This window comes from Aporhodopirellula rubra, assembly GCF_014192335.1.
In the GTDB taxonomy this organism is placed as follows: domain Bacteria; phylum Planctomycetota; class Planctomycetia; order Pirellulales; family Pirellulaceae; genus Rhodopirellula; species Rhodopirellula rubra.
Genome location: NZ_JACHXU010000029.1, coordinates 76,239 through 99,719, shown reverse-complemented (window position 1 = coordinate 99,719; position 23,481 = coordinate 76,239). Strand labels below are relative to the sequence as shown.

Genomic DNA, 23,481 nt, shown 5'->3' with positions numbered 1-23,481 from the left:
CAATTTAAGCGTCGCAAACTCCGATTCGATCCATTGCACGGCCAACACCCTCCATGAGCGAACTTAGGCTTTTACAAGACCATTGATGTACTCTAAAAGATGTGGGCTATAAAGAGGGGCTCATCCCTGGAGTGCTGCACGCGATCTACATCATGTCGTCGCGTCGTCCAGGACTGGCGCGTCTCTCGTAACACTCCTACGTAACACCTTCTCGCAATGCACTCGATTCCGCTCGCACACGGTCGAACCGACGGGTCATTGCCGAGTCACGATGACGGCGACGTACGCTCACGCATTGATCGCATCGTGCTCATTCCGGGTTTGATGGAACCGCGAACGTTGATGCTCCCAATGTGGTTTCGTCTGCGCCGTTTCCGAAAACATGTCAGTATTTGGCAGGATCACTACGTGTTTCGAAACACGGAATCCAGTATCTCGCGTCTCGCCGAACTAATTTCCGACAAATCGGATGGCGAACGAATCGGAATCGTCACGCATAGTTTCGGCGATTGGATCGCGAGACAAGCCATTGCGAAGACGCAAAATCACAACGTCGGTGGACTGGTATCAATCGCTCCAGTGATCGGTTGCGGATTCATCCCCAAAATCATGCATTGTCTCGGTGGTGATTTGATCCCCGAGATCGCCATCATTGCGAACGCAGAGAAAGCAATGGCATCGCTCCAATGCGATCCCAAACTAAAGCGGATGGTCATTTGGGCGCAGATCGACTTAGGCGTCCGCCAAGTGGATTTGTCTCATCTGCCAGACATCGATGTCCGGTGCGTCCCGGCAACGCACATGTCTGTTGTGATGCAACCGAACGTGATTTCAACCGTCGAGCAATTTCTGTTCGGAGATGAATTGCCCACGCGGCAATAAGCTCCTCGGCAATGATCGCTTCACCCCCCACCGCAGTGAGCCCTACCGAGCGGATTCCACAATGACTTGGCAAGGACGGCGTCTGGAACAAGACCTCGACTGAGCAACGGCTGCGTACTCGATATTGAGACGACGACCGAGTTAGAACGGGACCGAACCGGGAGGCTCATCGCCGTCGTCGAGATCCTCGAGATGGTCCTCGTACGAGCTGCCTCGCATTTCGTGATCGTCGAGAAAGCTCTCTTCGTCGTCTCCGTCGAGAAGCTCGTCGAGTTCCTCGTCCATCTCCTCATCGCCCGGATCGAGCAGGTGCTCTGGCGGTTCGTGCGGATCTTCGGGGATCCATCGAATCGTGGGCCGGGGAGGATCGGAAAGCGACGTGCCGCACTCAATCGCCGACCAACTGATGTCTCCCGGGCCGTCAGCGGTGTCTCCCGTGCACACGTCTTCGTCGCCGGCGAGCAAATAGAGAGTCGCGTGGCGAAGGAAATTTTCAATGTCACCAGGCTGGTAGACGTCTCGCCGACAGACGGCCTCCATATCGGGCAGGTCAAATTGACCGTTTCCGACGGTATCCATCACGACCCAGCCGTCTTCCTCGGAAAAAATCCGAACGTTTGTCCACATATCCAGCGGTGGCAGTTCGTGGCACCAAGCGTGATTGAGCCCCTGACGCAGCAAAGTGGCGTCTCGCAAGATTTCGCCGCCAGGGTTGAAGTAGCACAGAGATTGAGGGGATTCCAGTAAAGCGGTCACCGCCCGCGTGAGGGTCTGCAGCTCCGCGATCGCGTCATAGTCCTCGGGAACCATTGGCAGATCCTCGTCGTCGTCCTCGTCCGATCCCAGCACGTAACTGATCAGGAGCCTAACGTGCGCCGTGTGCTGTGACACGACATCAGGAGCACCTTCCCAGCCCCAGGACTGGGACGTCGCACGGTCCAATCCCCCGGGAAACGCGAGCGGTCCGAACTGTCCTAACGACCACGCGACGAAACGCTCAGGGGACTCATCGGGATCGCCCATGTCGTCCGGCCAGGGTGACGAAGTCGGTGTGACGAGCAGATGGCCACCCACATCAGGGCGAAACTCGTAGACCAGGGTCTCGGGAGCGTCATCGTCGTCGGATTCTTGGCGCGCGACCAACTCAAACGATTTCAAACGTTCTTGGATTTCCTCCAACGGTAGCGGCTGCTTCAAAAGCACGCACATCCCTTGGGTGAACAATCCCTTTGCCATCAAGTCACTCCTATCCGGTTGGTTTGCCGGCGATTTTTTTTCCGTAGCCGGGGGCGCCGAACCGATCGGTTTTCTGTCACGCCGTTTCTCTCGCTCTTGCAACACTCAATCTAAGGCAGTGACCGTATTAAAGCGACCGTTTGAGGGTCTTTTTGCGACGGTTGCACCAAAAATAGCGACTGCGAGAGAGAAAAAACCTGAAATGATTCCACTGCGGAGGACCGAACAAATTAACAGTTCAACTGTATTAATTACAGTTAAGGAGTTCCTCTTGCGTGAGACAGGGCCACCCGTGGATCGCCCCACCTGCTTGACAAGAGTTTTCCAAACAGGGGGTATTTGGTAGAAAAAAAGCACCACTGGTAACATCCAACCGGGAATTCCGTAATAATTCATTACGGCTGCCGCTACTGGTTGCCGCTTTCCTACCTTACAGAGGTAGATTTTCGTGCCCCCCCGATTTCCAGTTCTATCCGAATTTTCGGTGGAACCGAGCGAGTCGTGTCGCCGTCTACTTGCCAAATACCTCTTTCTCGTAACGTCTCACCCCCTATTCCTCCGGAAATTCCAATGTCAAAACGACTCCTCATCGTCGATGACCACGCCGTCTCGCGGTTGGGCACACGGGCTGCCCTCGCCGACACCGACATCGAAATCGTTGGCGAAGCGACCAAGGCCGCTGAAGCTCTCGAATTCGTAAACAATGACGCTCCCGATGCGATCCTCCTCGACATCCGTATGGATGGCGGCGACGGACTCAATACCCTCGGCCGCGTCAAACTCGATCACCCCGATCTACCCGTGTTGCTGTTCTCGGGATACGACAACCCGACCTACGTCGCTCGAGCCGTTGCTCTGGGTGCATCGGGATACGTTCTCAAGACCGCTCCTGTCGAGCGATTGATCGAAGCACTGAACCTTTGTTTCGCAGGCGAGCAATCCTGGACACGGGAAGAACTCCGTCGCGTGACCGGTGCATTGGCGACTCCACGGATGAACCAAGACATCGACGTTCCGTTGACTCAGCGTGAAAGCGAAGTCCTTCGTCAAATGGCTCTTGGTCTGACGAACAAAGAAATCGCCAAGATGCTCGGCATCAGTTACGAAACGGTGAAAGAACACGTTCAACACATCTTGCGTAAGCTCGGCGTTTCCGATCGTACACAAGCCGCTGTCTGGGCCGTTCGCAAAAACCTCGTCTAATAACTGACACACCCATTTTGGTTGCCCTGATGGCTGTCGTGGCAACCCGATACGGCGTGTCCATTTGATGATTCAAAAAAACTCAAGCGGGCGCCCCACCGCTGTTTTTTTGAAAACAAACGACGACTCTCGCCGCCCCCACAAAACAAACCACTTCGACAATTTCGAATACCTCTCGCCCGGCATCTTCCATGTCCGACCGAGAGGTTTTTTCGTAGCCCAGCGGCATCTGTCCAACCCGCGTTCGAGCGTTCCCCGATAAGCATGAATACCCTCCCTCCAACCTCCCTTACCAATTTCACGCTGCAACTCGAGGAGGAGTCCTACCGATATCGCACGCCAATGAAATTTGGAGGCAGGGTGGTTACCGATGTGACGGTTTTAAACGTGTACTGCGATGCCTCTCTCGCTGACGGGCGAAGTGCTCGAGGCCTTGGCAGCATGACGATGGGCGTCGCCTGGGCCTGGCCGGATCCGGAGATTTCCGACACGACCAAATTGGAGATGGTGCTCGAGATCGCACGCCGCACAGCTGCTGCGTTTGAGTCCTCCATGTCGCCGGGACATCCGATCGAAATTTGTGTCCGTTTGGCTGACCAACGGCACCAAATCGTCAACGAAATCGCAGAAGAACGTGGCCTCCAACAATCGATTCCCGAACTCGCCGTTCTCCTGGCGGGCTCCGCGATCGAGGCCGCCCTGTTCGACGCCCATGGCAAAGCTGCCCAGGCGAGTAGTTACGCTTTGTTAACGCCCGAACATCTGCCATCCGATCTCGGAGAACTCTTGCACGACGACGCGTACCGGGGACTCACACTCGACCGCTTCATCTCACCAACGCCGACGGCCTCTCTGCCACTCTATCACTTGGTCGGAGCCCTCGATCCACTCACTGCGGACGACGTTACGAGCCCCGTCGACGACGGACTTCCCGAAACACTGGGCCAATGGATTGAACGTAACGAACTGACGCACCTCAAGATCAAACTCAACGGTGACGATCCTCAATGGGATTTACAGCGGATCATTCACATTGACGAGGTCGCTAACCAAACAGTGAACCGGGGAAGTTCCACGGGCAAACCCTATTGGTATTCGCTCGACTTCAACGAACGATGCCCAGACGAAGAGTATGTTCTGCAACTGCTCGCGGATCTGCGAACACAATGCCCGGAAGGCTACGACCGAATCGAGTACATCGAACAACCCACCGCACGCGATCTCAACCGTCCGAACGCCGTCACGATGCACCGTGTCGCGAAGTTGAAACCGGTCGTGATTGACGAATCATTGACGGACCTCACAAGCCTGAAACGGGCGGTCTCGCAGGGTTATTCGGGGATCGCGTTGAAGGCATGCAAGGGGCATTCCGAGGCATTGCTACTCGGAGCCGTTGCTAGGCACGAAGGGCGATTCTTATGCGTTCAGGACCTCACCTGCGTGGGCGCGTCGCTGCTACATTCCGCTTCACTGTCGGCCCATATCCTGGGTGTTGCCGCCGTTGAAAGTAACGGACGGCAATACTGCCCGGAAGGAAACCGGGCATGGATGAGCCGATACGAACCGATGTTTGAAATCCGCGGCGGACAAGTTCCGACGGCAATCCTTGACGGCAACGGCTTAGGCTACACGCAGCCTTAGAATGAAGCGTGTTAGGAGACCTTCGCCAACGTTTGGTCGATGCGACTGAGCGTTCGCTCTTTCCCCACGACCGCGAGCGTGTCAAACATGCCAAAACCGCCTGCCGCACCGGTCGTCGCGACCCGTAGGGCGTGAATGATTTCACCGAGACCGATCGACTCTTGTTCACAAAAGTCGTTCACGAACTTCTCTACCGCGGCGGCTGAAAAATCATCGCACGCGGAAAGATGATCACGCAACTTGGCAAGCAACTCGACCGCTTTGGCCGGCTTAACGATCCGTTTCTGATACGCCTTGTCGTTGATCTGATAGTCATCAACGAAGCAGTAATCAAAGTCGATAATGTCTCCCGCCATTTTCAATCGATCCCCCGCGGCGGCGACCACGTCCGCCAAACGTTGTTCCGACGCGGCATCACCGGATTCCACCCATCCCGCCGCAATCGCGAATGGTTTAACCAGTTCGGTCCGCTGATCGTCCGGTAGACCGGCAAACGCGTCAGCCTGAAATGATGTCAACTTCGCCGGATCGAAAGACGCGGGGGCTTTATTGACCCGGTCAAGCGTGAACAGTTTGATCATCTCTTCGCGGGTGAACTTTTCGTGTTCACCATCGAGCGACCATCCCAACAACATCAGATAATTCAACAACGCGTCCGGTAGGAATCCAATCTCGCGATAGAAGTCGACCAGAACCGGATTGAACGTGTCGTCTTCCGTTGTCAACGAACAACGCTCGGCGATCGCCTTGCCGCGAGCCATCAGGTTTGCGAAGTCACGATTCTTGAGATACTTGTCGAGTTTACGCTTGCTCAACTTGGCCGTCCCACCTGGTTCCGCCACGTACGGCAGGTGAGCATAAGTCGGCAACGGATATCCGAGTGATTGCGCGATGAAGACCTGACGTGGCGTATTAGGAAGATGCTCGGCCGCACGAACGACATGTGTGATTCCAAACGCGTGGTCGTCGACAACGCTGGCGAGGTGATACAGCGGACTACCGTCGGCTCGCGCGATCACGTGATCTTGCTCCGACGCCCATTCGACAACGACCTCGCCACGAATCAAATCATTGATGACACATTGCCCCTCACGTGGCATCTTCAGCCGGACGACTCCTTCACGCCCTTCGGCTTCATACTTTTCAATGGTCGCGTCGTCTTCCGCCATCCACTGGCGGTCGTAAACAAAAGCCTGACCACTTTCTCGGGCTGCTTCACGGAGAGCTTGCAGTTCCTCCGGTTTTGCAAAGTCGCGATAGGCGTGTCCTGACGCGAGCAATTTGGCGATCGCGTCCGCGTACAATTCGCCACGCTGTGATTGAAAATAAGGACCGTGTGCCCCACCGACCTCAGGACCTTCATCCCAATCCATCCCCAACCAACGAAAGCCATCCAAGATCGGTTGGAGAGCGGCCTCAACGTTGCGTCCGGCGTCGGTGTCGTCGATACGCAAAATGAATTGTCCGCCACTTTGTCGGGCAAGAATCCAATTGAACAACGCGGTACGAACCCCGCCGATATGGAGGTATCCGGTCGGGCTGGGTGCAAAACGGGTGCGAATCATGAGATAACGGACGGCTTGGGGGAAAGCGGAGGCGATGCCGAGAGATTGGACCGGCCGACCAACAGAATCCTCGAAACCGAGGCGGATCCGTGGGCAGGCACGTTGTGGCTTCCGGACATTCTGCCAGTAACTCACGAGAAAGAAAGTGGGCGCCGCGATGTATCCATGTGGTCACGCCGGCCGACTCGGACACCAGTGCATCGTCCGGTGTCGTTTCCAAAGACGCCGCACGTAGTCCCCTCGGTCCCCAAACCGATCCCTGCACCGGCGTCGCCACGTGCAGAGAATCTCCACGGCCCGTCTCAACAACCGTTCCCAGAAGCGGTTCTCAGCGGCGGTTCTCAGCGGCCGCGGCGATAGCGTCCCGGTGGCACATTCATGGCGCGGCGAAACGCGACGCTCATGTACTCTTCGTTTTGATAACCGGTGCGTTGAGCGATCTCCGCGAGCGTCAGTCCCGTCTCGTTGAGCAACTGACAAACTCGACTGATACGACGACGCGTGATTTCCTGATGCAGGGTTCGGCCAACCCGAGATTGAAAGCGGGACTCAAGCGAACGACGCGACAGCGATACCGCGTCCACCACATCCTGCACGTTGATTCCGTCGCAGTGATGGTCGCGAATGAAGCGAACCGCCACAGCGATTTCGTTATCCTCAATCGCCAACACGTCCGTCGATTGTCGCGACGCGATCCCGAGAGGATCAACCAACATGCATTCCCGGTCCGGCGTTTCGCCGCGCATCAAACGATCGAGATTCCGAGCCGCTTCATACCCGACCCGCTTCCCCGGCAAAATCACACTCGACAGCGAAGGCGTGCAGAGATCGCACAACACTTCGTCATTATCGACGCCGAGTACCGCAACCTCTTCGGGCACGCGGATTCGGTTCTCGCGACAAACGGCGAGAACCTCTTGCGCCTTGATGTCGTTAACGGCAAACAATCCGATCGGCTTGGGCAGCGAACTGAGCCACGCAGCGAGACTGATGCGTTGCTGTTCCGCTGATGAATCTCCGTTGGGCGACTCCTCATGATCGAAGCGGTAGCAGACAAACCCTGCCGCCTCGACACACTGCGCGAACGCCGACGCCCTCATTTCCGAACAATGATGATGAGGTTCGCCACAAAACGCAAACGATTCAAATCCACACTGACGCAAATGCTCGAATGCCATTTTGGCGACGCCGGCCTCGTTGATTTCCACGTAAGAAACACGAGGCAAATGGTCCGCTGCACTCACTGCCACCGCAGGGATATTGAGGTTCTGCACCGTATCGACAACGGTCTTGTTGTCCAGCCGGGCAATGATCCCGTCACCCTTCCAATCAGACAGCCGATTGAGTGAACTCGTTGCAGAATCGTTCTCGGAAAAGTATATCGACCATGACTCGTTCTCGTTCATGTACGAGGCGATGCCCTGCAGCAGTGAACGGGTGTACGAATTAGAGTTCTCTACTAGCAGCGTGACAGCTTTGCTTCGATTCATATGCCGGACCTGCTCGGGGTACGTAAACCCCCATACTAGTCACTCACCCAATTTCTGGCTAGGCATATACCATCCCCCCGACAGGATTTCACGACTGGCAACGACTGTGTTCGATATTGTTTACTCGCAGGGGCCGTAATTCAGGCACTAATAGCGGCTCTTTCACTCTGCCGTCAACTAACCAGATACGCGGCCGCGAGCGTTACCGGCAGGATCAACAGCACGATCGCACCGGCACATCCGGTCTTGGAACTGACCAATGGACTATCGGGCGTGCTCGCTTTTAGTTCGGCTTCAATCGCTTCAACGGCGTTTTTCGCTTCTAACAAAGAGGTCTCTTGCGAGGCTTTGTAAAACTTGACCGCCTGCAGTTTCTGTCCGCGAGCAAGTAAATCGCGGATTTCATTCGTCACGTCGTCTGAAGGTTCACTCATCGTCGACTCGATGGCAACTGGGAAATGTATGGCAGGAACATGATTCTAAAGCATCACCGCGTGATGGGGTAAACGCTCGATACTGAACATGCTCATGCAATCGTCTATGATTCCTTCGGCATCGTTATCCTTCTCGGTTCACTCACATCCCAGGTCTTCCTCATGTTCGCAGTGACACGTTTCGGCATTGCGGTTCTCGCTTTACTGGTGGGGCAGATTTTGCTTGGACAAACCATGTTTGGACCTCGCGCATGGTCGGACGACACCACTCATACAGCCCGCCATGATCGGGCCATCACCATTGCCACCGAGTTACTTGAATCTCAACAGGACTCGCCAACGGCATCAGCCCTGACCAGACTCGGCGATGCTTTGCTGCGATCGGGACGATGCCAAGAAGCGGTGGAAAATTTCGAAACCGCCATTCAACTGAGCCCGCAATCCGAACCTTATCTGTGGCAGCACGGCATCGCGTTGTTTTTCGCCGGCAGATACGACGACGCGCGAGAGTTGTTTGAGAAGCACCGACTGGTCAACCCACATGATGTCGAGAACGCGGCCTGGCATTTCCTTTGTGTGGCCAAAGCCCAGGACGTCGATCGGGCTCGAAAAATCCTTCTGCCGGCCCCGGGTGACGCGAGAATCCCGATGGAAGAGGTCCTTAAACGTCTTCCCGGTGGCGGCTTTGACGAGATCCGTTCTGCGGTTGCCAAGACCGAAGATACCAGAGACCACGCCTCGGCAGCCTTCTACGGAGACTTCTACATCGGGCTCATTGCTGACGCAGAAGGTAATCGCGAAATCGCTAAGACGCACCTCGAGAAAGCTGCCGCGACGGATTTCACACATTACATGGCCGACGTCGCCCGTGTTTACGCAAACCACTTGCAGTAACACGCAGGGTCGGTGTGAGCAAAAACATCGGGATCAAGCGTCCCGCAAAAGCTTCTACAGCGGCGTGATCGCCAATCCACCAAAGGCGTTTCTACCACAGCGGCAATTTCACATCGACCGAGAGAGAAAAGATGTTACCGATAAGACAAAGCGGCAAGAGCTTACCTCTCTGAATCACTCAGTGACGTGAGTCGTGGAAAAGGCCGCACACTGCCAACACCCAATGCCCCCATGGGTGCTGGCAGTATGCGGCCCTAACCAAAAGCGTCACAAGTTCACTGACGGTCGGTAAGATCGATCGCTTCCCGAAGCAATCGAACGCATATCACTTGCGTGATGTTTGACACGCTAAGGACGCGAGCATCAAGATTCGGCTTGGCGAGCCTGACCAGCCGACAACGCGTTTTTAACCATTCCGACGACTGCTAATAAAACGCCACCTCCGACACCTCCGGACGCAACGCTGCCGAGAATAGCAGACAGATCCATCGCTCCACTCGGGCCAGCGGACATGCCTAGCATCGCGAGCAGTTGCCCACCGAGTCCGCCACCGATGATGCCGGCAATTGAGTTCCCCACAATGCCGAGGTCCAATTTCTTAAGCAGTTTCGCGGCCGCGTTACCACCGCCTGCACCGGTGACGAGTTGGATAATAAGAGGAAGATATTCCATGAAGTCAGCTCAATAACAAAGACAAGAAAACGTTGGAGTAATAGAAGACGCGTCCCACTCTCTCAAAACCCGCACTACCTTTGTCCCACACCGACCAGCCTGTTTGAGGTTCAACTCGCGTTTTTCCATCACCAACACCGCAGTTCGCTAGGAAACCGCCGCCGAATCGCGATGTCCAAATACGTAACGCGATGGAGCTTGTGCTAGGATAGGGACTGCGCACATTGCCGTGCGTCCCTCCCCACCATCCCCACCTCTGAATTGACAGGCGTCTTGATGAACCCGCAGTCTCTCCGTCGTTCTCTTAGTTGCCAAACGGTATTGGCAGGGCTCGCGTTGCTGGCAAGCCTGCATTGGGCACCGGCCGTCGCCGACGAACGCGTTCCAGAAACCGCGGCAAAACGCCCTCATATTGTGATGGCGTTTGCCGATGACTGGGGATGTTACGCCAGTGCGTATGCCACACGTTTTCCCAACAGTCCGTCGGAAGTCGTTCGCACACCCAACTTCGACCGGATTGCCGGTGAGGGTGTTTTGTTTGCCAACGCATTTGTGAGTGCACCTTCATGCACCCCCTGTCGCAGTTCACTCTTGTCGGGACAACCGTTTTGGCGATGCGAGCGTGCCTCGATCTTACAAGGTGCGATTTGGGATTTCAGTCAGCCCGCCTATCCATTGCTACTCGAAGAGTCTGGATATCGCATCGGACAAACCTATAAAGTCTGGAGCCCCGGCTCTCCCGCCGATGCCCCTCATGGTGGCAAGCGAGCCGAATTCGAATCCGCAGGTCGGCGATTCAACGGGTTCTCACAGAACGCGATGAAAGTGAAAGACCATGAAGTGGGCAAGCAGAATTTGCTTGCCGAGGTGCGCGCAAACATTCGATCTTTCCTCGATGCCGATGACGACGGGACACTCGATGGAGATGGCCCGATCTGTTATTGGTTCGGCCCCACCAACACACATCGCAAATGGGTCGCCGGAAGTGGCAAAACGTTGTGGGGAATCGATCCTGACGACCTGAAAGGAAAGCTGCCTTCGTACCTGCCCGACGTGCCCGTTGTCCGAGAAGACTTCGCTGACTACCTCGGCGAAGCGATGGCCTTCGATGCGGCGCTCGGCGTTCTCGATGAAGAACTGCGCCGAGTGGGAATCGCGGACGACACACTTTTGGTCGTCAGTGGCGATCATGGGGTCCCCGGCGTGAGTCGTGGCAAATGCAACCTGTACGACTTTGGGACTCACGTGCCAATGGCGATCCGTTGGCCCAACGGAGTCCCTCATCCCGGTCGGCTCGTCGAAGACTTCGTCAGCCTGCCGAGTCTAGCAACGACCTTCCTCTCCGTCGCCGACGTTGCCATTCCTGAAAAGATGATCTCAAAACCTATTGTGGATATCTTGGTCGATTCCCGCAGCGGACAGATTGATCCGTCGCGCGATGCGGCAATTACCGGCCGCGAACGACACGTTGCGGCCGCTCGTGAGGACAATCTGCCTTATCCCCAACGCGCCATTCAAACCAAGGACTGGCTGTACGTCATCAACTTTGAACCGGAGCGAACTCCGATGGGCGATGGTCCTGTATTGCAAGCCGATCGCACGATTCCAAACAAAGATGCGCTGACGAACAACACCTTCGCCGCGTATGCCGATTTGGACGCGAGTCCGACCAAAGCGTTTATCGTACTGAACCGTGAAGAGTATCCCGAGGCGTTCGACGCAGCCGTAGGACGACGCCCGCGGATCGAGCTCTACTATCTGGCGAACGATCCTGACTGCCGCACCAACCTCGCCGAAAACCCCGACTGGGACGGCGAGCGTCAGCGGTTGCATCACCGATTGATGAGCACTCTGAAGTCAACGGGCGATCCACGTGTCAGCGACGACGTCATTTTCGAACGCGGGACCTACATCGCGCCAAACCTTTAATCATTCCGGCGCAGACCATGCCAGCCACTCGCGTGAGACACTCACGCGAGAGCAACGCGTCGATAACGCGACGCAGACTTGCAATGTCGATCCCGCGATCGTTTCGAAAACGCAGGTTCGATTTGGCAATCGTTCCTTAGGACGACAGCGTCCAATCGCGACGCTGGCGGCTGCTGGGGATGCCCATTTTCTTGCGGTACTTGGTAACGGTACGACGGGCGACATTCATGCCGGCGCCACGCAGTTCGTCCACCAGTGCCTCGTCGCTGAACGGTTTGCTCTTGTCTTCCTTGTCGATCAGTTCCTGCAACTTCAAACGAATCGTGTCCCACGCGACATCGTCACCATCTTCCGTTTGCGTACCGCCGACGAAGAAACGCCGTAGCGGCAAGATACCTCGAGGGGTTTGGATCCACTTATCGTCAACCGCACGACTGACCGTGGTCACGTGAACCCCGACCTTGTCCGCGATCTGTTGCATCTTGAGCGGCTCGATCGCCTCGGGACCTTCGTCGAGGAAACGTTTTTGATGTTCGACGATTGCTTCGGCGACCTTCGTTAGCGTGGAACGTCGCTGTTCGATCGAATCGATCAGCCACTGGGCCCCGTTAATTTTTTGCTTGATAAATTCGCGTTCTTCGGACGTGCAATCCGACGCTTGCAAACGTCGCCGGTAGTACTCACTGATGAATAAATTCGGAACCCGGTCGTCATCCAACCGCACGCGATACTCACCCGATTCATCCTGTTCGAGGATAATGTCCGGAGTGACGTTTGGAACGTATGTTTCCAGGAACGCGGCGCCCGGCTTCGGGTTGAGTAGATGCAGGTCTTCCCGCAACTCTTGAATTTGCTCGATCGAAAAGCCGGTCTTCTTCGAAATTTGTGGCAACCGGTTCTCTGCGAGATCGTTGAGATGAAATCGGATGAGCGTTTGCAATTCTTCGTTGTGCGGATGGTCAGGATCAAGTTGCAAGATCAGGCATTCGGCCAAATCTCGTGCCGCGATACCGGTGGGCTCGAGCGACTGGACGATCCGCAACGCCTCTTCCGCCTGCGCGAGATCTTCTTTGCTGTGTCCCGGAGCCAACATGTCCGCGATCGGGGTGCGAAGGTATCCGCCATCGGACGCGTTGAGAGTGCTGATGATTCGCTCGGCGATTTGTTCGACGTTATCGTCGATATCCATTTCAGCGAGTTGGTGCAGCAGAAAATCGTTCAGTGACTCCGGACGTGACTGCGCATTGGCCATCATGTCGTGTCGTCGATCAGCCTCTTCCGACATTCGGTTGGCGCTGCGACGGAACGAATCGTCAAAGGTGCTCGACGAATCAGCATCCATATTCAACAGACGCTCGAAATCGTCCTTGTTGTCATGGTCGTTGTCGACAACCAACTCTTTCTCGTTCTCGCTGCGCGTGTCCTTGCCGGGCCCGTCATCGTCGGATTCTTCTGGCGAAAGGGGATCACCCACAACCTGCTCGAGCAACGGGTTTTCGTTCATCTCCTGCTCGATCCGCTCCTGCAGCGCCAGCGTCGGCATCTGCAGGATCTCCATCGACTGGATCATCCGAGGCGCCAGCTTTTGCACCTGGCTTTGTCGGGCATGGAGCCCCACTGACATCCGCATGAGAGTTCAATTCTTCTGAAGAAAAGTTGGGGAAATGAGTGTCCCGCACATTCTACAGCGAATTCAGTGCCAATTAAAAGAATGATTCGCGTTTTTTTTCGAAAGACGACCGCTAAATCACGTTTCGGCCGGTATTTTCCTATAGTTTTTGACGTCCCGTGAGGGCGTCAGCGATGATCTCGCGGTTGGCATATTCGAGGACACTTCCAGCCGTAATGCCTCTGGCCAACCGAGTGATCTCGACTGGGAACTCAGCCAACTGATTGGAAAGATACAGCGACGTGCCATCGCCTTCGACCGTCGGATTGGTCGCCATGATGATTTCGGAGAAATTCCCGGTCCGGACACGATCCACCAACGCGTCGATGGTCAATTGGTCGGGCGTGACGCCATCGAGCGGAGCGATCCTGCCGAGCAAAACGTGGTAGAGCCCCTTGTAGGCACCGGACGCTTCGAGGCTGAGAAGATCGCGGGGCTGTTCGACCACACACAGCCGAGACTGATCCCGTTTCGGATCAGCACAGATTTGACAAAGTTCTTTTTCGGACAGATTGTAACAGTCGGCGCAGTACCGAACATCGGTTCGGACACGGCGAATCGCGTCGGCCAACGCCAACGCTTCGTCCTCGCGAACCCGCAACAGATGGAACGCCAAACGCTCGGCACTCTTTCGACCAATGCCAGGCAATTGGCTCAAACGATCTACGAGCTGCGAGACCGCACCGGCATGACTGCTCATCCGTTGCCGCCGGTCAAACTCGACAACAATCCGTCCATGCCTGGAATGTTGAGATCGAGATCGTTGGCGAGTTGTCCGACCGCTCCCGCATAGAGTTGCTTCGCCCCGGCGCCTGCCGAATTGGTCGCATCTTGAATCGCCTGGGCCAAGGTTTCCGGTGCCACGGCGGTGGAACCTTCCCCGCCGAAGACCTCGGGACTCACATCAACGGATTGCACTTCGCCGACACCGTTCATCGTCACCGAGACATGCCCGCAATTCGAACTGGCGGTGACACGTTCTGATTTCATGCGATCGTTGAGAGCCTGCATTTGCTGAGGCAGATCCTGCAACTTACCAATCATCGATGCGATGTTGCCGAGGTTACCGAGTCCTTTGAACATGGGGTCGTCCTATTGAGGAGATGAAAAAAATGATCAGTTTCGTGGCGTGTCGATACGAACGATTTCAGCGCCGAGCAAGTCGATGCACGCACGCACCATCGGATTTGACTCGATCTCTCGCATCCGCTGCATTCGATTTTTTGTTTTCGGTTTCGCGACCGCATTGGCCACAACCGGTGCTCTGGTTCCGGTGGCAAAGGCAACGGTGAGCTGACGCCCGGTGACGCGACTGACCGTTCGGACAATCTCATCTTTGTTTGTTGGCGAGCCACACCGGCTCATCGCCAGTCCCGAAGTTTCGGGAAACGTCAACTCGAGCACTCCCGGCTGCGACACAGCAATACGCTCAGCCGCCTTAACCAACGTAGCCGTGATCGGGTCCATCTCGTCGAGAACTTGTGGCCACTTGGGCTGAAGCTCTGCATCGGTGAGCGGCGCGTTCGTACCGGATACGATCGCACTGGACGGCTTCGATTCCGTGCCGGCAGACGCCGAAGCGGCGACCTCCGATTCCGGCATAACCGCTTGTGCCGTGCCTCCGCCGGCCGCAGGTTGCGTTCCCGCGGCTGGAGACGCGTCAGCCTGAGAAACAGCAGTCTGGGCAACCGCGACTTGGGCCCCAACAGATTGCGAATCCGTGGACGCAGACGCCGGAGCAACCGTGGGCGACGAACCCGCGACAGACGGCGATGCTGCCGAGCCAGATGCGTTTGCGTTGCCGGGACTGGCAACGGATGTCTGTCCCCCATTGGCCGCCGCGTTGACAGCAGGCGATTGCGGGGCAGACTGCGCCGGTGAAGACGCAGAAGGTGACGTGGCTGCGGAAGAACCGGCCGCGGAACTCGTCCCGGCGGCATGATCGCTATGTGGGCGAGCCAGAGTTCGCGCTACGATGTTTTTTTTTTCGCCACTGCCTGCCCCGGCATCTTTCGCGGCGGCGGTCAAATCCACGATCGCTTGGAGGTCAGGAAGGTGGCAAATTTGAATCAGTGTAGATTCGAGCAACACCCGCGCATGAACACTGTGCCGAATCCGGACGAGTGTTTCGTCAACGAGCCCGACAATGGCGAGAACAGTTTGCAGGCCCCATTTCTGGCCGAGTTCGACGAGCGATCCGTGCATGGAACCGGCGGCATAACGCATCATCGACGCGTCGCAACCAACACTGACGGTCATCAAGTCACGGAAGTAGCCGAGCATTTGTTCGGTCAATCGGCCCGCGTCCACTCCGGCGGCGACGGCCTCATCGACCTGCCCGATCGCTGCGGCGGCATCACGGGCCTGCATCGCTTGGGCGAGTTTATGCAATCGCTGATCGTCCGCCGTGCCGAGCATGGCGTGAACCTGGTCCGCGGTCAGATGCCCGTCACTGAAACTGAGCACTTGCTCGAGTAACGACTGACTATCTCGCATCGAACCGGCAGCCCGACGAGCGAGCAGTTCGAGCGCCTCATCTTCGGCGGTATTGTCTTCCGCTTCGACAATTTCACGAAGGCGTCCGACAATTTTGCTGCTCTCGACAGGCGCGAAATCGAAACGCTGGCAACGGCTCAAGACCGTGATCGGAATTTTCTCCGGATCGGTCGTGCAAAAGATGAACTTCACATGCTCGGGCGGTTCCTCGAGCGTTTTCAGCAACGCGTTGAACGCGGCGCCGGTCAACATGTGAACTTCGTCGATGATGTAGATCTTGTATCGCGATCGGCTCGGACGCACGCCAACGTTGGCACGCAACGAGCGAATTTCATCGATCCCGCGATTACTCGCACCGTCGATTTCGATCACGTCGACGTCTTCACCAGAATCGATCGCTTGAGCGATATCACTCTCGCTGTCGGGGTTCGCCGTGGGACCGCCTGGGTGGTTCAGCGCCTTGGCGAAGATCCGCGCGGTACTGGTTTTTCCGACTCCGCGAGCACCGGTAAAGAGGTACGCGTGCCCGACACGCGACGTTTCGATCGCCCCTTGCAGGGCTTTGGCGACGTGGTCCTGCCCGACCAGTTGGTCGAAATCGCGAGGGCGATAGCGACGCGCCACCACGACGTAGGAACCATTTTCGGAGTCCTGCTCTCTAGCTGAATTGCCCATTTTTATGGCGATTATTTAACCTGATGCTGGCGAGAGTGGCCCGTCGATAGGAAGAAGAGAAAAAATAACCCGCGTGGTGGAGGCGACCCTCACACAAAGCGACACCGCTTATGGCTGCTCCAGTTAAGGCCTGACCAGGTTCACAGCTTGCAGTCGCAAGGGCCGCCACCATCACACGGGAAATTTTTCCGATCGATCCGTAGTTTAGAACAACATCCCTGTTCGCGGAAGACACGGCAATCGGCTAACTTGAGATTAGCCGGGACTGCTAGGATAGGGCACAAATAGCATCCATTCTTTGATTTTAGTCAGCGATACTCTGGAGAACTCTTTGTGGACGAGGAACATCAGCCGGTCACCAGACCGTCCGAGACGGCGAAAGGAAGGATCCCGCAGAACCAACGAGGCGACGTTTCCTGGAAATCTTACTCCGATCAGTGGAAAGCGAACCACGGAACACTCCTGATGTGTTTCGCTGCAGGAGTCTTTTTGGTCGGCGTTGCGGTGCTGGCGTTTCAGCAGAACCGCTTCCAAGCTCCCGCGTTCCCGGATGCAGGCTCGATCGATCAAGCCAACGCACTCAATCAAGTTGCCGCCAGCGATGTTCCTGAATCAAACACCGGAATCCAACTCGAAATCGCGGGCGCTGCCGACAACACGGGTGAAATTCGCTTCGCGGTCTACGCGACCGAAGAGAGTTTCAACATTCCCGAGAACGCAATTTGGCGACAATCGATCCCGATCGATGCCGACGGATTGGCAAAAGTCCGCATTCCCCGGGATGAGTTGCCCGAATCCTTTGCAATCGCGGCTTACCACGACAACAACTCAAACGGCAGCCTCGATCGCAACGCCCTGGGTATTCCCACGGAACGTTACGGATTCAGCAACGCCGCTCGCGGTACGGTCGGCCCGCCATCCTTTGAGAGTGCCGTTATCGAAGCTCCGGTACAGGACGGCGTGATCGAATTGAAGATTTGGTAGCGTCGGACAACGACTAACGACGCCGGCGTTCAACACCACTGGGAGGTGCTCCCTCGACGGGGCGTTGCCCCGGTGGATGGTTGCCAGGATCGGTGCTGCGTCGTCCGGTGAGGTAATCTCCCAGACGACGACCGAACGTGGGTCCCGTCGGTCCCGGTGCCACTAAGAAGACCGTCCCCAACCCGAAGACGAGTCCAGCGACCATCGAACCGAACGTCGTCATTGATCCAGACATGCCTTCAGGTGTGTCACCGACCTGAGGCGGCCCGAGTTCCGAAAGCAGGTTAGTTGACAACGCGGCAGATCGACTCGCTTGTGCCTTGCTGAGCGCCTCTTCGGCTCCGGCAAGATGATCGGTCAAAGCACGGATTTCCGAATCGAGTTTAGAGTATCCCGTTCGGACTCCCGCCAGCCGCGTCAACTTTTCGCCCAAGTCAGAATGCTGCTCACGCAAACGACGAACGCGTTCGGTACTCAGTCTCAACGTCGGCTCCATTGCCCGCAACGCACCCCGTGCTTCCTCGAGCATGCGTTGTTCGATTTCGCGTTCGGTGGTGATGGCGGCGCGGCGCCGCGGATGTTCTGTGGTGTAAACGCTCGCCAAACGACTGGCTTCGATTTGAGCATCGATCAAACCGTCTTTGAGACGTTGTAACGATGGCTGACTCGACAACAACTCATCTCCGCTGATCAAAAGCGTTCGTGCGTTTTGCGAACCGGCCAAGAGCAATTGATACAGTGAGTCGAGCCGACGCATTTCGAGTTCGGCGGTTTGCAGTTCACGTTCGATTTCTTGCATCGAACGACGGTTTGCACCATCGCCGGAAATCGTGTCATTAAGATTACGGAGTTCGCCGAGATCGGATCCGACCTGCAATTCGATCTCTCGCATGCGGCCTAACGCCGAATCCAATTTTTGACGTGCGAGGTCACGGGCGTGGGTGAGCTCCACAATCACGCTATCGGCGCGAATGCGGCGAACCTCACGCAAGTGCGAGGTCAGACTGTCTAACAAGACGCGGCAAAACTCGCCGGCCCGTTCCTGAGTCTCCGCCTCAACGGTGAGATAAACGACTTCGGTGTTTCCGAACTCGCGACCTTGTGGCGCGACCACGTTGACTGACTCTTTGGCGATCTCGTCAACTTCTCGAGCGCTCGGATACGAAGGATCATTACCGCCACCGACAGGTCCTAACTGACGCAGAGCAGCGGCGACAACCTCTGGATTCTGAGCCAACTCGAGAATCGTTTCCTGAGCCGCTTTCAGTTCCGTTTGGCTAGAAAATCTCCCCAGCCGATCGACAGCACCGTTAGCCTCGTCACGAAGAACGAGCGGTTGCCGTGCCGACCATCGATCTTTCGACAAGACCGCGATACCGAGACCACCGATCCCAAACAACAACGCCGATCCCACCCACAACGGTGCGAAGAGAACGAGAATGTTACGAAGGTATTTCCAAGGTATCGGTGCGGAAGACATGGCAGAGTCGGCAATGGGATAGAGTCGTTTCGTCACACAGGAAGACGAATCGCCGAAACAACACAAACTCACATTCGAGCAGCACGCTCAGTGAACCCGCGGTTCGGTACGTCTGCAGAACACTAGGACGCAGCGACGTACACACCGGATAAGAATACCGCTCGCGGCAAACCCGCCGCAGGGTTGGCTCACGATCATAGCGATCGCGCCGGTCGCAACGATTCCGTCGCGTCGTGCCCCCATTGCATGAACCCATTAACATTGGCCCCCAACAGCTCGTGAATCAATTGCGGGTTTCAATCGTATGATTCAACAAAAAACAGCTTCCGCGAAAACGCTGAGTCGGGTGGCGACCAAAGCATCCATAAAAAATCGGCAAGGACACCGAGCAAGCCCGCAGGTTGGCCTCGACAGGGTTTCCTTGCCGGAATGAAAAACAGTGCTTTGGGAGCGTGAGAACGACGTGCTTCTCAGCGCTCCATCTCGACCCAAACGTTGTCCTCGTGCGAGCTCTTCACGGCCGCTTGAATGAAGGCCATGCCGGTGTAGCCGTCGTCGATGTTCGCGTACTTACTGCCGTCGCAATCGAACGGTTTGCCATCGTTGTAGGCTCTCACATCTTGTTCGAAACAACGGTGCAGTCTTGCGAACGCGTCATGGAACGCTTCGGGGTGCCCCGGAGGAACATTTGGTTCCGCCATCAAGTCCTCAGGCAGATCCTTAAGAAAACCATCGTTAGCCGAAACCGCGCCGCGGAAATAAGTCCGGTCCGGTTGGTCGGGCAATCGGATCGTTAACTCTTCAGGGAACTCCTGACGCCAGACCAAAGAACCCTTCGTTCCGTTCACTTCAATGCCGAGGTCGTTCTTGTGACCGATCGCGATTTGCGATGCACGAACCAACCCACGACCACCATTGGACAATTCGACGTAGGTGGTGAAGTGATCGTCGAGGCTGCGACCACCAACGAAGGTTTCCAAGTGGGCCTGCACTCGTTTGACGTCTAATCCGGTGACGTATCGCAATTGCATCAGCGCGTGCGTACCGATGTCGCCGCCACACAAACTCGCGCCTGACTTCTTAGGATCGACGCGCCATTCCGCTTGGGCGTTGCCCGAATCTTCCGTTCGCGCGGCCAGCCAACCTTGCAGGTAGTACGAATCGACCCAACGAACGTCGCCCAACAGTCCGCTCGTGACAATGAATCTCGCAAACCGACTCGTCCAGTGACCGAGGTAAGTGTGCGAAACGGCGAACGGCACATTTTTCTCTTTCACCGCGTCGACCAATTGCTTGGCCTCATCGATGTTCAACGTCAGCGGCTTTTCGCAGAAGACGGGAATCCCAGCCTGCACACACTTGATCGCGGGATCGAAGTGGACGTGATTGGGGGTCACGATCAGTGCGTAATCAATTCGCTCGCCTAGAGGCTTGGCGGCCTCCTGCTTGATCAGTTCGTCGTAGCTGTCGTATCCCTTGATTGGGTAGTCCCAGTTTTCAGCTTCCGATTGAGCGACTAGGGGATCGGGGTGTAGCGCCGCGACGGTCACTCGGCGTGTTCCATCGAAATGAATCGCTCGTTGATGCGGTTGCACGATAAATGCACCGCCCCCGCCACCAATCAAACCAACGTTGAGGGGTCGACTCGACATAATTCTCTGCTCACTTCACTCAGGTTGTAGACGTGACCACTCGAACCCATCGGGCCCGAACACGCCGCAGAGTATAAGCGCGGCTCATCTTCCCGAACACCTGCACAAGGGTGCCTCTCGGAACTCAATTTGTCGCAGTTTTCAAGCCACCGGTCAGGCTGCGCGGCTCCCGAGCGAGTCATCTTCATAGGAAGTGCCATCATCATCAGCCAGATCGTGCTCCTGGCACTGATCCGCCGCCAAGCCGTCGACCAAGTCCTCCGCCAAATCATCGGCGGGCGAATTATCAATGATGTCGTCGTTCGTGCCACGCGAGCGGCTCGCAACGACTTCCTGATCGACGTCGTCATTGCTAGGTTCGTTCTCGTTTTCGCCTTCGTCCTGCTCGGCCGACTCGTCCGGTTCGGCGGAGGCAGCTTCGTCGTCGTCGGCATCGCCCTCCGGCTCGGACTCTTCTCTCGCCTCAATATCTCTTTCTAAACGAGCCTGCTCGGCGGCAAATTCCAGCCCCCAACTGTCGGCGACCTCCAATTTACGGATCTCGGTCAACAACAATTTGGACGCATGCAATCGGCCGGTATGTCGATAAATCGCCGATAGTAGCAAGAGAGCGGGCGGATCTCGTGGTTCGATCGCTAGGTTCTCGCCAAGCAGTTTTTCCGCTTCCGGATAGTCGCCACGCAAAAACGCAATTTGGGCTTCGGGAAACCGATCGGGCTCTTCGCTCGCTTGCAGCGGCGTCAGCAACAGGGGCAATTCTCGGATCGCACGGATCGTGAGCACGCCCCAAGCGGCCGCGACGACCCAGCACGCCAACAGCACCAATCCTCCCGAAAGCCAGTCCGAATAGATGAATTTCGCGATTAAGAGAGCGTTCACGACCGCCGCAAATGCGATCGCAGCCGGAAGCGCCGAGAAACGACCTCGCCACCATAATTCAGCCATCCCCGGCCAAAGGCAGGTGAGATAGTGTTTCGGTTGGAGCGAGACCTCTTCCATCCTGTGAGTGGTAGCGTTTCACAACGCCGCGAGGCAAGAGAACTTGGGCAACTTCGGAACACAGGGAAAACCACCGCCTCCGAAGTAGACAAACACACACCTATTGCCGACTTACACCCACTCCTGAGTCGTCGGCTTGATCACAATCTCAGGCACACAGGCACGAGGCGGCAATTGGCAGATCGACAGCACGACGCCCGCGATATCTTCAGGCTGCAAAATTGATTCGCGATGCTCATCAGAAACCGGCACGGGTCGGCGATCGAGAATCGGTGTGTTGACTTCACCTGGATAAACGTTGGTGATCCGTACACCTTCGTGCCTCACCTCGTTCGCCACCGCCGTCCCTAACGCGGTCATCGCAAATTTGCTGGCACAGTAAACGACGCCTCCCAAACTGATCGCTCGCTTGCCGGCGACCGATGAAATGTTGATCACCAGTCCGTCACGTCGGTCTCGCATCGCGGGCAACACTTCGCACATGCACCGGTACGCGCCGGTGGCATTAATCCGCAACACCCGGTCCCACTCATCGGGATCCATCTCGGCCATCGTTCGTTTTGCGATATTGATTCCCGCGCTATTCACGAGGATGTCCACCGGTCCGACGTTGTCCCGAACATCTTGAAAGAACGCCTCGATGCTGGCATTTTCAGCCACGTCGATGGTATGCGTCCGGATCGGATGAGGTGACTCCACCAATGCGGCGAGTTGCTCGAGAGGCTCACTTCGCCTGCCGCCAATGGCCACTTTCGCCCCGGATTCGGCGAGTGCCCGAGCGATTCCGGCGCCGATTCCTGTGCCTCCACCAGTGATCGCAACGACTTTTCCGTCCAAATTCATCTCGATTAACCTCTACATGTTCGCAGCAAAAACGGTGGCGACATCCGTGCCATGCGGCAGGGCACTGGCTGACCCACTATCATACCGCGAGTTCCCACTTTGCCCCAGTTCCTTCCCACCTGGAAACCACCTGATGACTCGACTCTTTTTGCTCACCCTCGCACTCGGATGTTTGATGACCGCTCCCGTTTCCGCAGATGACGGCGCGGCAGCCGAACACTCCTGCTCACTCGACTTCACCGCCAAAACCATTGACGGCGACACGGTCGACCTTCACGACTACGAAGGCAAAGTCGTGTTGATCGTCAACGTAGCCAGCAAATGCGGCTACACGAAACAATATGCCGGCCTTCAAGATTTATATGAGAAGTACAAAGACAAAGGCCTCGTCATTGTCGGTTTTCCGAGCAACGAGTTCCGCGGCCAGGAACCCGGAACAGACGCCGAAATCAAAGAATTTTGCACCAGCAAATTCGGAGTCACGTTCCCAATGATGAGCAAGGTCGAAGTCAACACGCCGCAGGCCTGTGCCCTCTACAAACACCTGACCCAGCAAGACGCGAAACCATTGGGCAAGGGTCCCGTCGCCTGGAACTTTGAAAAATTCCTGATCGGCCGCGACGGGCAAGTTATCAACCGGTTCGGTTCGAAAACCAAACCTTTCGATGAAGAACTCGTTTCGGCTATCGAAGCTCAATTGTCGAGCAAGAGCTAGAGCCTTCGCTCCGCCGACAACG

Annotated in this window: 20 protein-coding genes and 1 other RNA gene; 7 read left to right on the top strand and 14 right to left on the bottom strand. The window is 56.3% G+C overall.

Features of this window, described 5'->3' with window-relative positions; genetic code table 11:
* The first annotated feature begins 216 nt into the window (after positions 1-216).
* On the top strand, positions 217-882 hold the full coding sequence (locus FHS27_RS27210; protein ID WP_184308980.1) for a hypothetical protein: 666 nt from the start codon (positions 217-219) through the stop codon (positions 880-882).
* Positions 883-1,023: 141 nt separating this feature from the next.
* Here the strand turns inward: FHS27_RS27210 and FHS27_RS27205 are convergent, their stop codons facing one another.
* A complete protein-coding gene (locus tag FHS27_RS27205) occupies positions 1,024-2,118 on the bottom strand; it encodes a DUF4261 domain-containing protein (RefSeq protein ID WP_246421045.1) in 1,095 nt (364 codons plus the stop codon).
* Between the two features lie 570 nt (positions 2,119-2,688).
* On the opposite strand from FHS27_RS27205, the gene FHS27_RS27200 reads away from it, so the two are divergent.
* Together FHS27_RS27200 and FHS27_RS27195 are read left to right on the top strand one after the other, a co-directional pair.
* Entirely contained in the window at positions 2,689-3,321 is a 633-nt protein-coding gene (locus FHS27_RS27200; RefSeq protein WP_009100677.1) for a response regulator, read from the top strand.
* Between the two features lie 264 nt (positions 3,322-3,585).
* Complete coding sequence (locus tag FHS27_RS27195) at positions 3,586-4,962, top strand: mandelate racemase/muconate lactonizing enzyme family protein (protein ID WP_184308976.1); 1,377 nt, start codon at positions 3,586-3,588, stop codon at positions 4,960-4,962.
* Between the two features lie 11 nt (positions 4,963-4,973).
* Here the strand turns inward: FHS27_RS27195 and gltX are convergent, their stop codons facing one another.
* From gltX to FHS27_RS27180, 3 genes are all read right to left on the bottom strand, one after another.
* A complete protein-coding gene (gltX, locus tag FHS27_RS27190) occupies positions 4,974-6,527 on the bottom strand; it encodes a glutamate--tRNA ligase (protein ID WP_184308974.1) in 1,554 nt (517 codons plus the stop codon).
* A gap of 341 nt (positions 6,528-6,868) precedes the next feature.
* Positions 6,869-8,017, bottom strand: a complete 1,149-nt coding sequence (locus FHS27_RS27185) for a DNA-binding transcriptional regulator (RefSeq protein WP_184308972.1) — start codon at positions 8,015-8,017, stop codon at positions 6,869-6,871.
* A 173-nt stretch (positions 8,018-8,190) separates the two neighbouring features.
* The gene (locus FHS27_RS27180; RefSeq protein ID WP_184308970.1) at positions 8,191-8,451 is read right to left on the bottom strand and encodes a hypothetical protein; all 261 of its coding nucleotides are present in this window, start codon (positions 8,449-8,451) and stop codon (positions 8,191-8,193) included.
* Positions 8,452-8,685: 234 nt separating this feature from the next.
* On the opposite strand from FHS27_RS27180, the gene FHS27_RS27175 reads away from it, so the two are divergent.
* A complete protein-coding gene (locus FHS27_RS27175; protein ID WP_246421043.1) occupies positions 8,686-9,345 on the top strand; it encodes a tetratricopeptide repeat protein in 660 nt (219 codons plus the stop codon).
* Positions 9,346-9,708: 363 nt separating this feature from the next.
* On the opposite strand, the gene FHS27_RS27170 is transcribed toward FHS27_RS27175, so the two are convergent.
* On the bottom strand, positions 9,709-10,017 hold the full coding sequence (locus FHS27_RS27170; RefSeq protein WP_184308968.1) for a hypothetical protein: 309 nt from the start codon (positions 10,015-10,017) through the stop codon (positions 9,709-9,711).
* 276 nt (positions 10,018-10,293) lie between these two features.
* Between FHS27_RS27170 and FHS27_RS27165 the strand changes: the two genes are divergently transcribed.
* Positions 10,294-11,946 carry a sulfatase family protein gene (locus FHS27_RS27165; RefSeq protein ID WP_246421041.1) on the top strand — a complete coding sequence of 551 codons (1,653 nt, stop codon included), beginning with the start codon at positions 10,294-10,296 and terminating at the stop codon, positions 11,944-11,946.
* Positions 11,947-12,082: 136 nt separating this feature from the next.
* Here the strand turns inward: FHS27_RS27165 and rpoN are convergent, their stop codons facing one another.
* From rpoN to ffs, 5 genes are all read right to left on the bottom strand, one after another.
* Positions 12,083-13,570 (bottom strand): RNA polymerase factor sigma-54, encoded by a 1,488-nt coding sequence (gene rpoN / locus FHS27_RS27160; RefSeq protein WP_449224083.1) that lies wholly within the window; start codon positions 13,568-13,570, stop codon positions 12,083-12,085.
* 145 nt (positions 13,571-13,715) lie between these two features.
* Positions 13,716-14,315 (bottom strand): recombination mediator RecR, encoded by a 600-nt coding sequence (gene recR / locus FHS27_RS27155; protein ID WP_009100692.1) that lies wholly within the window; start codon positions 14,313-14,315, stop codon positions 13,716-13,718.
* Entirely contained in the window at positions 14,312-14,698 is a 387-nt protein-coding gene (locus FHS27_RS27150) for a YbaB/EbfC family nucleoid-associated protein (protein WP_184308964.1), read from the bottom strand. Before FHS27_RS27150 ends, recR begins: the two co-directional genes overlap by 4 nt.
* A 33-nt stretch (positions 14,699-14,731) precedes the next feature.
* Positions 14,732-16,786 (bottom strand): DNA polymerase III subunit gamma/tau, encoded by a 2,055-nt coding sequence (dnaX, locus tag FHS27_RS27145; RefSeq protein ID WP_184308962.1) that lies wholly within the window; start codon positions 16,784-16,786, stop codon positions 14,732-14,734.
* A gap of 75 nt (positions 16,787-16,861) precedes the next feature.
* An RNA gene (gene ffs, locus FHS27_RS27140) (signal recognition particle sRNA small type) lies at positions 16,862-16,956 on the bottom strand.
* 295 nt (positions 16,957-17,251) lie between these two features.
* Here ffs and FHS27_RS27135 point away from each other — a divergent pair.
* Complete coding sequence (locus FHS27_RS27135; protein WP_246421037.1) at positions 17,252-17,770, top strand: DUF2141 domain-containing protein; 519 nt, start codon at positions 17,252-17,254, stop codon at positions 17,768-17,770.
* A gap of 13 nt (positions 17,771-17,783) precedes the next feature.
* Here the strand turns inward: FHS27_RS27135 and FHS27_RS27130 are convergent, their stop codons facing one another.
* The 4 genes from FHS27_RS27130 to FHS27_RS27115 all read right to left on the bottom strand — a co-directional run bounded on the left by FHS27_RS27130 (position 17,784) and on the right by FHS27_RS27115 (position 22,744).
* Positions 17,784-19,250: a hypothetical protein gene (locus FHS27_RS27130; RefSeq protein ID WP_184308958.1), complete on the bottom strand. Its 1,467-nt coding sequence runs from the start codon at positions 19,248-19,250 to the stop codon at positions 17,784-17,786.
* A 470-nt stretch (positions 19,251-19,720) separates the two neighbouring features.
* Positions 19,721-20,902 (bottom strand): Gfo/Idh/MocA family protein, encoded by a 1,182-nt coding sequence (locus tag FHS27_RS27125; protein WP_184308956.1) that lies wholly within the window; start codon positions 20,900-20,902, stop codon positions 19,721-19,723.
* A 153-nt stretch (positions 20,903-21,055) separates the two neighbouring features.
* A complete protein-coding gene (locus tag FHS27_RS27120; RefSeq protein ID WP_184308954.1) occupies positions 21,056-21,901 on the bottom strand; it encodes a hypothetical protein in 846 nt (281 codons plus the stop codon).
* Positions 21,902-22,012: 111 nt separating this feature from the next.
* A complete protein-coding gene (locus tag FHS27_RS27115; RefSeq protein ID WP_184308952.1) occupies positions 22,013-22,744 on the bottom strand; it encodes an SDR family oxidoreductase in 732 nt (243 codons plus the stop codon).
* Positions 22,745-22,877: 133 nt separating this feature from the next.
* Between FHS27_RS27115 and FHS27_RS27110 the strand changes: the two genes are divergently transcribed.
* A complete protein-coding gene (locus tag FHS27_RS27110) occupies positions 22,878-23,459 on the top strand; it encodes a glutathione peroxidase (RefSeq protein WP_009103201.1) in 582 nt (193 codons plus the stop codon).
* The last annotated feature ends 22 nt before the right edge of the window (positions 23,460-23,481 follow it).